The following is a 12,099-nucleotide window of genomic DNA, read 5'->3' on the forward strand; positions in this document are numbered from 1 at the left end:
CCGAACGTGCAGGTATGTTCGATCCAGTCCGAATGATCGTTACGAGCACGGCAACCGAAAGATGACAGATATGGAACCGCTATGTCCAAACATTTGGGCCTGCGCGCTTCCGTATCCTGAATGAAAAGTTCAGGAGAACTGCCCCACCAGTTTCACGGAATAAGTTGAAGTCCCCATTTCCTCGTATCGTTACTCCAACCAACCGTAAACGGAATCAAGGGATTGTCGTCGCGGTTGCTGCTGCGCTTTGGGTGCTGGGATCGACGAACGGCTTTCAAATCGCAACGGCCCAAGAATTTGAGCCTCTGCATGTTCCGAGCATTGATGCACCCGGTCCGGGAAATACATTCCCGATAGGGGACGAGTACGAATCGCCGATCGCATCGGAAATCTATATTGAACCCTTCGTTGCCGCATCGCCGGACGACGAAATGCAATGGTGGCGAAGCGAGGTCAACACGTCGGTACTCGATCACCCGCACTGGGTTTCCTTCGGCCTTGATACCGTATTGTTGGACACGCTTGAACACAGTCCACGAATCCAGATCGTCGCGGGGGATGTCAGCGTTTCGCTTGAGCGAATTGTCCAGCAAGATGCGGCGTTCGATTCCAGCGTCCTGTTCGATACGCGCGGTCAACGCAACAACGACCCGGTTGGCAATTCGCTCACCACGGGTGGACCATCGCGATTGATCGAGGATTCGTTGGTCGGTAGTGCCGGAATTCGCAAAACGACTCGGCGAGGTGGAGCCATTGATTTGTCCCAGGAACTAGGCTTGCTCAACAGCAACAGTACGTTCTTTGATCCCGAGGACCAAGGCAACTCGCGACTCAGCTTGTCGCTTGCGCAACCTTTACTCGGTCGCGGCAATCAGTACTACAACGAACGGTTGTTGACTCAAGCCCGGTTCGATTCCGATGTTTCATGGCAGCAGATGCGTGCCGAAGTCGAAACGCGTATTGTTGACGTCGTCGCCGCCTATTGGCAGCTCTACGAATTGAGATGCCACTTGGTGCAAAGCAAGGCTTTGTTAGAACGCTCTCGTGAGATCGAGGCCTTGCTTGTCGCTCGGCAAGACTTTGACACCGGAAAGATCGAATTGGCGAAAACTCGGCAACGGGTTGCATCGCGAGCCGATCGCGTGTTGAGACTCGAAGGCGAAGTTCGCAAGACTCAATCTCGGCTGGCCTTGCTTGTGGGAGCGGAAGAACTGGCCGGTGCAGTGGGTAGTTTGGAATTGATTCCCGTCAACCAACCGATGATCCCTGAGATCGATGTGGAGCTGAAGACTGCGGTCCAAACGGGCTTGGAAAACCGTCCTGAGGTCAAAGCAGCAGCCTCGCAACTCGAATCCGCGGCACTTTCAATTCGCGTCACTCGCACCGAACTCGAACCGCAGCTCAACGCCGTCTTCGACACCTACTTGGCAGGCTTGACCGGTCAATACAACGCCGCTGAAGCATTCACCAACCAATTCAGCACTGGCGGACCGGGGATTTCCGCGGGGCTGTCCTACGAACTTCCTCGTGGTCGACGGTTGGCGAAGTCGCGATACCGGGAAGCCCACCACCGATACAAGATTCGTACCGAAGAATTACGCGAAGCCGTTCAGCAGACTCGTGCCGAAATCGAGGTCGCGATCGTTACTCTGCAGACAGCAGCCAAAGCGAGGCACATGCGTCGCGAAATCTTAGTCGCGGCAACCGAAGAAGAACGGATTTTGACTGGCCGATGGCAAAGCATGGCTGGCGATGGTTCCAATGTCGGGGTTGTTTTGGAAACCTTGCTCGATGCGCAACAGCGCCGCGTCGATGCCGAACGCGATTGGGTTTCTGCTCAGACGCAGTACGTTGTTTCGCTGGTGCAGTTGCAACAGGCGATGGGAACGCTACTGATCAAGTCCGGCATCACTCCGATCACGGACAACTGTGATAACACCATTCGGCTGATCGCCGACACGATGTCAACCGACGACTTCGAAGTGATCGATCAACTGATCCAACCCAGCCCGACGTTGAATACTCCCGTGTCTAACTCAGCGACGCCCAACTCAGCGACGCCCGACTCAGCGATGCACAACTCAGCGGTGTCTAACTCAACGGAAGCCCAGATCGGCAGTCCCAACCTTCCCGTCCCCGTGCACCTGAGCGAACCCATCGAAGTTGACGTGAAGGGACTTATCGATACTCAATGGCTCGAAAACGACGCCTTCAAGAGATTTACCGACGAGACGGTGGTTACGCCAAGCACCGACGATCAAGGATTGAAAAAATGAAACGATCGAAACATCCAATGAAGTCCCTGCGAGCGTGGGTGGTGATGTCATGCCTATGGTCCATGCCACTTGCGCCGATGGTTCGCGCGGAAACGGTGGGCGATTTGACAGTCATGGTGTACGACGGATTCACCCAGCCCTACCAACAGATTCATCTAGCGGCGGTTGAAATCGGCCGCGTGGATGAAATCATGGTCAAGGTCGGTGATCGCGTCGAACAAGGGCAGTTGATTGCCAGACTCGATGAAGGGTTGCAGATCGCCGCGTTGAAGGTGGCGCAGATTCAAACCCAGGCCACCGGTGAACTTCACGCGGCTCAATCCGAGGCGGAACTCAACGATAGCCGTCTGACGAAACTTCGTGAGCTATCGGAAAACGGGATGACTCGACCCGACGAATTGGTTCGAGCCGAAGCGGATGCGCGGATCGCGAGAGCGAGAGTTGCCAGCATCGAAGAACAAATCGCTGTCCGCCAAGCCGAGCTCGAACGAGCCAAAGTGCAACTGCAACGCCGCAGCGTGTTGGCTCCAGCCAGCGGTGTGATCGCAGAAGTATTCATGCAGCCCGGCGAGTACATTTCGCCCGGTGAGCCCGCGATCGTAGAGTTGTTGGTGGTGCATAAGTTGCTAGGCGTCTTCGTGGTGCCCGCTGAAGATTCGTACGCGCTAAGCGTGGGTACCCGCGCGAGAGTTCGATTGCGAAGCGGCGGGCAAATGATCGAATCGAAGATTACATCAATCACGCCCAAGATCGACGGGGGCAGTGGTACGGTCGAAGTGCGTGTCGAATTGCCGAACGAAAACGGTTTGCTGTTGCCCGGCGACGGTTGCACTCTGCAGATCTTGAACGACCTTCCCGAAAGTTCGGTTAACGCTCCTGCTATCGCTCCGCGTGTGGGCCGGTTCAATCTGCCAAACAATCTTCATCCACCCCAGGCGACTTCACGATGAATTGGCAAGCGTCGGGGCACGACGCTGAAATGATCGGGAATGGTTCGAAAGCCAGTCGGGAAGACTTGGTTCGAGGAGCGTCTGCGCGCGATGGTGATGCCGGCGCTTACGACAGCACTTCTGAATCGATCACCAAGGCTCTCGACAGGGATTCCGAATCGATCACCAAGGCTCTCGACGCCGATTCTGAATCGATCACCAAGGCTCTTGATGATGCGGTCGCGAAATTGCAAGCGGCTGCTCGCGTGGGAATGCCTGCGGAGGCGGAACAGCCTCAGCCGCCGACACCACTGGAGGCCGCTTACGTGGCTTCAACCGTGGCGTTGGTGGACGGGATCTGCCAAGCGGGTAACCGTCGCGGCGCTTTGGAGTCGATGGCGCGATTGATTTGTCCCCCTCAAACGTCCGGGCATGTACGGGCCGGACTCGGTGGCAAGCAATTGCGTTGGCTCTACGATTCGAAACTCGGTTGGATGGGATCGGATTCGCGGGTCTTTGAAACGTGCAAAAGTGACTTCAGTGCTATCGTCCGAGGCGAAGGGGAACAGAGGGTCGAAGAAGGAACGCTCGCTTCAATCAAGTTGCCACAGCCCAAAGGCGGCGGGAACTGCGTGCTTTGGATCGATAACGATCGAGCTGCGGTTTCGTGGATCCATTCAGTGCACGAGACGGTAACGAACGTCTTTTGGAGTCGCCCGCACCACAGCTTGCCGACGTGGATGTCAGCGATGGCAGCCCGCACGAAGTCGTGGATACTGGTGATAGTCGTGGGCCTTGCGTTGCTATCCGTCTGGCCAGCTCGCTACCGAATCGCTTGTGAAGCAACTGTCGAAACCAGTGGCCAGCGATTCATCGCTACGCCGTTTGAAGCGTCGCTGAAAGAGGTGTTTGTCCGGCCGGGCGATCAGGTCGAAGCGGGGCAAGTTCTTTTGGTGCTTGATGGTCGACCACTGCGTTTGGAACAAGAGTCGCTGCAGGCTGAGCTACAGCAAGCTGCCAAGGAAGAAGACGTCGCGCGGTCGAGTCGTCGTATTGCGGACGCCCAGCAGATCGCGCTAAAGCAACGCAAGTTGCAACGCAAAATCGACCTGATCGAAAGTCGATTGCAAAACCTAAATGTTGTCAGCCCCATTAGCGGTTTGATTGTCAGCGGTGACCTGCAACGCAACATTGGCATGCCGCTGGAACGTGGCCAGACTTTGATGGAGGTTGCTGCGATGGAAGAAATGATCATCGAGCTCCAAATTCCCGAACACGAGATTGGATTTGCGACCGAAGGAATGGAGACACGAATCAAGATCGACGCCATCGGTGGCAGTTCGATGTTCATGCCCTTGGACGAGATCTTCCCGGCTGCTGAAGTGCGTGAAGACAAAAACGTTTTTGTCGGACGCATGAAGGTCGGCAACCAAGACGGCGCGCTTCGTCCGGGAATGCGAGGCGAAGCGACCGCGTACGGTCCGATGCGGCCGTGGATTTGGTCGTGGACAAGATCATGGGTTGAACGAGCGATGTGGTGGATTGGGTACTAGTGAAGAGTCAAAAGTGAAGAGTGCGGCTTCCGAAGGTGCTTAGCGAGATTGCTTACCAATGAATGAATCATCTGCCATGCAAGAGCAAGCCGCTCCCAGCGTTCGCGTCGTGATGGATCCGTCCGTTACCTTCGAAGCTCGGCATGTTGGGAACAAGACCAGCTACGTTGCCCACCACAACGCGTTGGGTAAGTTTTTCCACATGGGGTGTGAAGAGCACCATGTCGCTACGTTGCTCGACGGCAGTCGCGACATCGGCGACATTGTCGCTATCCTGCAAACCGATGGTCTGGCGTGGGAAGCATCCGACGTCGAAGAGCTGGTCAAACGCTTCATCACGTCCAAGCTGGCAATGCCAATCATCGACGGTGCGGCGCAAGCCGCTCCGCCGGCCACGAACGCTCCGGTGCCATGGGATCGACGTGTTCCGCAATTGCTTTCGTTCATGATTAGCCAACGCATCCCGCTCTTCGCGTGCAACCCGCTGGCAGATCGAATGAACAAAATCTTCGGTGCAGTGTTCTCACCGTACGCACTTCCGATCTGGGTGGCCTGGGTAGCTAGCGGATTAGTCGTCATCAGCAGCCATCGTGCCGCCTTCGCCGATGAAGTGTCGCGTTTGTTCGATCAAGGATTATGGGTGGCCATGGTCGTGATCTGGGTAATCGCCAAAGTATTTCACGAACTCGGGCATGCCACCGCCGCTCGTTACCACAACGTTCGAGTCGGGAAGGCGGGGATCATGTTCTTCATGATGGCTCCGTTGGCGTATGTCGATGTGACTGATGCGTGGCGGCTATCAAGTCGTTGGAAGCGCATTCAAATTGCGATGGGCGGCGTCTATGTTGAACTCGCGATCGCATCCGCAGCGGCTTGGCTTTGGTGGTACTTGCCCGATGGTTACGCGGGCCACTTGGCGGCTCAGTTCTTTCTTGTCGCAGGCCCCGCGACGGTGCTCGTCAATGCGAATCCGCTGCTACGTTTGGACGGCTACTACGTGGTTTCGGATTTGACCGAGATTCCGAACTTGCGAATGCACGGTCGAAATCAACTTGGTGGGATGTTGAATTGGTGGCTGGTAAAGATTCCTCGTCAAGCTTCGCTGCTGCACGGGTGGCGTCGCCCGTTCGCAACCGCCCACGCGTTGGGAAGCGTTCTTTTCCAGTTGGTTTGGATGGGCGGTTTGGTCATCGGGGTCGCGATGTGGGCGAAAGGGCTAGGAGTTGTCTTGGCCGCAGTCGCCACCACCTTGTGGGCAGTCATTCCACTATCGCGTTGGTTTATCAGTGTCTGGCGTCATGCACCCAGCACCAACGAGCAAGCGGCAATGTCGTTGGGAGTGCATCGGCGTCGCTTGGTGGGAGTCGCCATCATTGGAATGGCCCTGATTGCTTACTTGGTGACGATGCCATCGCCCATCGCGAGGCGAGTTCCCGTCGTGGTCCGTTTTCATGAAGCCCAAGTGGTCCGAGCCGCAAGCGACGCGTTCGTGAAAGAAGTGCACGTGACGCGAGGTCAACGTGTCGAAGCCGGGACGCTGCTGATGCGGCTTGAGAATCCCGATCTGGTTGTGCAACGCGACGAGAAAGCCGACGACATGCGAACCGCACAACTGCGGCAAATTCAATTTCGCCAGTTAGGAAACTTAGCCCTCTCGGCCGCAGAGGGTGAAAACGCGGAAAGCTTGCAACGTCAACTCGATGAACTTAGCGCTGAAGTGGACGCTTTGAATATCTATGCTCAGCGCGAAGGTCTTGTGGTTTCCCAATCCATCGATCATCTGCTCGGCAGTTACGTTTCCAAGGGCACCGAATTGCTAAGCGTTTGCGACCCTCAAGAAAAGGAACTGCTGGTTTCCGTTTCGCCCGGCGATATGGACGCGTATCAGCGAGCCGTCGATGGCGGCGAAATGTCGAAAGTGCGATTGCGTGGCGGAAGCCAATTTCGACTCAAGCCGCAAAGTCTGCGACCGCGAGCCAGGCTGACGTTGCCACACCCGGCGCTGGGGGCCAACGCGGGTGGACCCTTGCCCGTGGAACCGGCGCCGGATCCGTCGACCGGTTCAAGCGAACTTCGTCCGATCGAACCGCAGATGGAAAGCGTCGTGAAGTTAAGTGCGTTGACCAGCAGCGAAATTCAAACTGGGCAGCTCGGTGCAATGACCATCTCGGACACGCGATCGCTTGCCGCCCGTGTCATGGATTCGCTGAAGCGTTAGAATTCGACGCTCGCTGAATGTCTCGCCTCCTCCATGCATTGAACCGTTCGTCCATGGCCAAAAACGCTGCTACCCGTGTCGCTGAACTTCGGCAAGAAATCCGGCGCCTCGATCATCTGTACTACGTCGAAGCGACATCCGCGGTAAGCGACTTAGAATACGACAAGCTGCTTGAGGAACTCAAGTCGCTCGAGCAGCAACACCCTGAATTGCAGAGCTCCGATTCGCCCACTCAGCGCGTGGGCGACGCGCCGGTCGAGCACCTCGTTCAAGTCGAACACCGCGTGCCGATGCTTTCGATCGACAACACGTACAGCCGCGAGGACTTGGCGGCGTACTTCGAACGAACCGAAAAGCAGCTTGAAGGTGAGTCGATCCAATGGGTAATGGAGTACAAGATTGACGGCGTCGCGGCTTCGGTTCGATACGAAGAAGGCTTGATGACTTTGGCGTTGACGCGGGGAAACGGCAACGTGGGCGATGACATCACCCACAACATTCGCACCGTCCGCGACTTGCCGTTGCGAACAACCGGGAAAAACGCCCCGAAAGTATTAGAAGTTCGTGGCGAGGTTTACATGACCAATTCGGACTTGGCCGACTTGAATGTGCGACAAGCCGATGCGGGCCAAGAGGCTTACAAGAACACTCGAAACGTCACCGCGGGCACGATTCGTTTGCTCGACCCGTCCGTCGCCGCCGAACGCAATTTGCGATTCTTTTGCCACGGCGTGGGTGAAACGGATGGATTGAAAGCGAAGAATCATATTGAGTTCCTTGATGAAGTGGGCAAGCTCGGGATTCCGCCGACGCCTCATGTGAAGCTCTTGAAGGATTCCAAAGCGGCACTTGATGCGGTGGCGTTGTTGGAAGAGGAGATGCCGGACTTACCGTTCGAAGTCGATGGGATCGTCTTCAAGGTGAACAATTTCGCTCAACGCGAACGACTTGGCATTCGTAGTAAGAGCCCGCGGTGGTTGATCGCCTACAAATTTGAGCGTTACGAAGCGGTCACCACGCTGCAAACCATCACCGTTCAAGTTGGCAAAACGGGAACGATCACGCCTGTTGCTAATTTGGTTCCTGTTGAGATTGCCGATACCACCGTCTCTCGAGCGTCTCTGCATAACGCTGACGAAATTGAACGACTTGATGTCCGCGAAGGTGACACCGTCGTCGTTGAAAAAGCGGGCAAAATCATTCCCAAGGTCGTGCGAGTTGAAAAGCACGAACGAAAAGGCGATCTACCTAAGTTTGAATTCCCCACTCATTGCCCCGAATGTGGAACACCGTTGGTTCGCGACGAAGGTGGCGTTTACATCCGCTGTCCCTCGCCCGCCTGTCCCGCTCAACTGCGGCAACGATTGGTGTACTTCGGGTCTCGGCCCGGCATGGACATCGATGGATTAGGCGAGGAAGTGGTAGACCTTTTGATTAGCCACGACCTTGTCCACAACTACGCGGACCTTTACCGGTTGACGCAAGACCAGGTCAACGGCTTGGTGTGGCCCAAGAAACGCAAAGGAAAAGATGGCGAACAAATCGACGTTGCCTTTGGGGAACGAAACGCAGCAAAGCTGATCAAAGGAATCGCCGAAACGAAATCTCGCGGGCTGGCGAGGTTGTTGTCGTCGATTTCGATTCGCCATATCGGGCCCAGTGTTGCTCGAATCCTAACGGCAGAGCACCCCAGTTTCGATCAATTGTGCCAAGCGAGCATCGAGGATCTGGCGGGCATCCATGAAATCGGTGATGCGATTGCAAAGAGCATCCATGAGTTCTGTCACAGCGATTACGGTCGCGATTTGTTTGCCCAGTTCAAAGACGTGGGTTTGGATTTGACTCAGCCACAAGTGGCGACGGGCGATGGTGTTTTTGCGGGCAAGTCCATCGTCGTCACTGGAACGTTAAAGCAATACAAGCGAGACGAGATCAAACAACTGATCGTTCAGCACGGCGGACGCGCATCGGGCAGCATCAGCAAGAGCACGGACTTTTTGGTTGCCGGCGAAAAGGCAGGCAGCAAACTGAAAAAGGCAGAAGAACTCGGGATCAAAATTTTGAGCGAGGATGAGTTCAAGGCGATGATCGAATCATGACAGCACTGGGCCGATAAGACTTTCGCAGTTCAGGTGCCCGTCGAAACATCACTAAGTAAATCCGACAGCGAAGTCTCATGCTGTCTCACCAGATGCAATGCATTCCAACCGGCGTCGATGGCGGCATCCACATCACCGGGCTTGGTGTCGCCGATCATCAGCGCCGCATCGGGTTGCGAAAGCTTGAGTCGTCTTGCTGATTCGTGATAGAACTCGACGTTGGGTTTGCACCAACCGATTTCGCTGCTGATCAGGATTTCGTCGAACCAATCATGGATATCGAATCCGTCAATGATCATGCGAAGTCGGGCATCAAAGTTGGATGCAATCGCGATTCGAGATCCGTTTTCGCGAACCCGGATCAGCGTTGATTCGACATCCGGATAGATCATCCATTGGTCGCACTTAGCAAAGTGATCCCACAGATCGTCAAAGACACGATCGATAAAGATGGTGGACTGATCGGCAAAGCAATCGGCGACGATTCGCTTCCATCGGGCTCGCTCGCGAGTTTCATCCGTTGGATCTTTGGCTGCGTCAGCGGAGAAATGATTTCGCATCGCAGCCGCCAGCTTGCGACGCATGGCATCAAGCGAGTCGGGTGACTCAAGGCCATGTGTTTGGGCCACGCTTAAGTAGGCTCCAGCGGGCTCAGGCGACGGGAAGAACAGTGTCCCCGTCGCGTCAAAAACAACCCACTCGAAATGTTTCGGTGGCATTCAGCTTGAACCCAAAATTACGGGGTTTCGCCGGCTGGAGTTTCAGCGCCCGTGGTGGTGTTGCTGCTAGGCATTTCAGCGTTGGCTGTCACGTTGCTAGTAGCCGCAGGTGCAGCAACATCGGTCGAGGTGTCGACGCTGGTGGGAGCCTTGGGACCGCATCCGATCGTGCAGGTGAGCATCAGGGCAGCGGCGAGTCCGGTTACGACTTGAAAGGCAGAATTCACGGTTAGGTTTCTCCGAAGAGGGTGGGGAATATTGGGATACGATGAAGTTTAACCACCAACACTGGGATAGCCTAGGCATGACTGATCGAATGTCATTGCTTGGGCGCGGTTCGTTTCCCGTTTTCGTCCTTACCTAACCGGTACAACCGGCGCGACTCCCTGCGACTTTGGTGTACTTGTTACCCCTTAGCTTGGTACGAATCATACGCCAGCCGGCGTTATTCCGATTATTCAGGTACGTACCTTCGATTGTTCAATGTCACTACTCGGGTCATGTGAATCACATGAAAACTCTGCTTACTCATTCCATTCGACTCGGATTGTTCTTGTCAATCGCCGCGACGGCTTCGTTTTCGAGTGCTCAAGACCCGGTGCAAGCGAAGTCCGTTGACGACATGATCAACGAGATTGAACTGTTTGGCACCCGCGAACGTCCCGTCGCAAGTGGATCGTCGGCGAGTGATTACCAAAAGAAGAGCGTCCAAGAACTGCGCCAAGAACGCGCGATCTACCGAGCAGAGCAGCGGATGTTGCGACGTGAACGACAATTGTGGATGGGGTACGAGCCACTGCGTCCGCAATTCAACGCGATGCCTCAGACTTCCAGCCGCTACGGTCGCCCCACCATCTATGTACCGGTCTACATTCGCTAACGAGACGACGATTCGTTCTCGTCTTTAGGTCACCAATGCTACTCGAACGTCACACACGTTCGTGCCCGTGGGGCCAGTGATTAACAACCCGCCGGCTTGTTCAAAGAAGCGATACGCATTGTTGCGAGCCAAGTAGTCTGCGGGATTGAGTCCCAGTTGCACCGCGTTGTGATGCACCTTGGCATCTACATAAGCCCCGGCCGCATCCGTTGGTCCATCTTCGCCATCGGTTCCACCGGACAACAGGCAAAGACGATTCCATTCGTCAATTGACAAGTCGATTGACAATAGTTCTTCATAGGCCGCCAACACGAGATGTTGGTTTCGCCCACCAAGGCCTCGCTGTTCCGCGGCGCAAAGCTCCACCGTTGGTTCGCCACCTTGAAGCAAGCAATCATTGCGATGCTTGTTCGCATCCGCTCGCAGCATCGCCACCGTCATCGCCGCTAAGTGGCGACCGATCTGGTCCGCCAAGCCTTCACTTGAACTGGCGCACTGCATCACATGGTTGTAACCCAAGCTTTCCGCCTTGATACCGGCTTCGTCGACTGCGACGGCATTGTTGCCGATCACGATGTTGATCGCGGGCTTAGCTCGGACGACGTCGGAATGGTTAATCACGTCGTAGATTCGGTGGGGCAGTTCGCGTTCAGCGTCAAATCGAGCCAGCACATCAATCGCGTCTTGCGGCGTTGACGTGTCCGCGACAGTGGGTCCGGATGCGATCAGGTCCAGCGGATCACCCAACACGTCCGACAAGATCAACGTCACCAGATTAGTACGCTCGCAAGCACGCAACAGTCCTCCGCCCTTAATGTCGCTAAGATGTTTGCGAACGGTGTTCAGCTCGTTGATTGTCGCTCCGCTTGAACTCAGGTGGCGAATCACGGCGAGTTTGTCCGCCAACGTGATCCCTGGTTTGGGCAGCGGCAACAGGGCGCTTCCACCGCCTGAAATCAGCGCGATCACCAAGTCGCGTGGGCCAGCGCTTGCGGCCAAGTCTAGGATCTTGCGAGTACCTTCGACGCCCGCCTGAGTCGGTTCATTCACGCCCGCTGGGCGCGCGGGATGAGTGACGATGCCGGGGATGCTGGTTTGAGTTCCCTCGGGCACATTGACCCATCCGGAAATCGGCAACCAATCGTGCAGGGATTCTTGCAGGCCTTGCGCCATCGCCGACGCAGCTTTACCGGCACCAATCACCAACACACGGTCGTAGTCGCTTCGGAAAAAAGAATGCTCGTTGATTAATAGTTGATCGCCGTCGACCGATACCGCTCGCGTGACCAAAGGCTTGGCACGAACCGCATCGAGACCCGCGTTCCAAATCGCGGTGGCGTCTTCGGTGGGATGTTTCGTCATTTTGCATTTTCCAAAGACGACTAAGTTAGCTTGTTCGCAATGTCGCAATCTACACGAGCTTTG

The 12,099-nt window shown here is 55.7% G+C and carries 9 protein-coding genes; 6 read left to right on the forward strand and 3 right to left on the reverse strand.

What is annotated here, in order from left to right; all coding sequences use genetic code 11:
- Positions 1-164 precede the first annotated feature (164 nt).
- From Pla22_RS13805 to ligA, 5 genes are read left to right on the forward strand one after another with little or no spacing between them, the layout of a single operon-like run.
- Complete coding sequence (locus tag Pla22_RS13805) at positions 165-2,276, forward strand: TolC family protein (protein WP_146515441.1); 2,112 nt, start codon at positions 165-167, stop codon at positions 2,274-2,276.
- Positions 2,273-3,226, forward strand: a complete 954-nt coding sequence (locus Pla22_RS13810; RefSeq protein WP_165440661.1) for an efflux RND transporter periplasmic adaptor subunit — start codon at positions 2,273-2,275, stop codon at positions 3,224-3,226. Before Pla22_RS13805 ends, Pla22_RS13810 begins: the two co-directional genes overlap by 4 nt.
- Entirely contained in the window at positions 3,223-4,758 is a 1,536-nt protein-coding gene (locus tag Pla22_RS13815) for an efflux RND transporter periplasmic adaptor subunit (protein ID WP_146515443.1), read from the forward strand. Before Pla22_RS13810 ends, Pla22_RS13815 begins: the two co-directional genes overlap by 4 nt.
- Before the next feature lie 58 nt (positions 4,759-4,816).
- Positions 4,817-6,976 (forward strand): site-2 protease family protein, encoded by a 2,160-nt coding sequence (locus Pla22_RS13820; RefSeq protein ID WP_146515444.1) that lies wholly within the window; start codon positions 4,817-4,819, stop codon positions 6,974-6,976.
- 53 nt (positions 6,977-7,029) lie between these two features.
- Positions 7,030-9,075 (forward strand): NAD-dependent DNA ligase LigA, encoded by a 2,046-nt coding sequence (gene ligA / locus Pla22_RS13825; protein WP_146515445.1) that lies wholly within the window; start codon positions 7,030-7,032, stop codon positions 9,073-9,075.
- 29 nt (positions 9,076-9,104) lie between these two features.
- On the opposite strand, the gene Pla22_RS13830 is transcribed toward ligA, so the two are convergent.
- Both Pla22_RS13830 and Pla22_RS13835 read right to left on the reverse strand, forming a co-directional pair.
- Positions 9,105-9,794, reverse strand: a complete 690-nt coding sequence (locus tag Pla22_RS13830) for an HAD-IA family hydrolase (RefSeq protein WP_146515446.1) — start codon at positions 9,792-9,794, stop codon at positions 9,105-9,107.
- 17 nt (positions 9,795-9,811) lie between these two features.
- The gene (locus tag Pla22_RS13835; RefSeq protein WP_146515447.1) at positions 9,812-10,021 is read right to left on the reverse strand and encodes a hypothetical protein; all 210 of its coding nucleotides are present in this window, start codon (positions 10,019-10,021) and stop codon (positions 9,812-9,814) included.
- A gap of 284 nt (positions 10,022-10,305) precedes the next feature.
- On the opposite strand from Pla22_RS13835, the gene Pla22_RS13840 reads away from it, so the two are divergent.
- The gene (locus Pla22_RS13840; RefSeq protein WP_146515448.1) at positions 10,306-10,674 is read left to right on the forward strand and encodes a hypothetical protein; all 369 of its coding nucleotides are present in this window, start codon (positions 10,306-10,308) and stop codon (positions 10,672-10,674) included.
- Between the two features lie 24 nt (positions 10,675-10,698).
- Here Pla22_RS13840 and Pla22_RS13845 read toward each other — a convergent pair whose 3' ends face one another.
- Positions 10,699-12,036, reverse strand: a complete 1,338-nt coding sequence (locus Pla22_RS13845; RefSeq protein ID WP_146515449.1) for a glycerate kinase type-2 family protein — start codon at positions 12,034-12,036, stop codon at positions 10,699-10,701.
- Between the last annotated feature and the right edge of the window lie 63 nt (positions 12,037-12,099).

The sequence above is a fragment of the Rubripirellula amarantea genome, assembly GCF_007859865.1.
Taxonomy (GTDB): domain Bacteria; phylum Planctomycetota; class Planctomycetia; order Pirellulales; family Pirellulaceae; genus Rubripirellula; species Rubripirellula amarantea.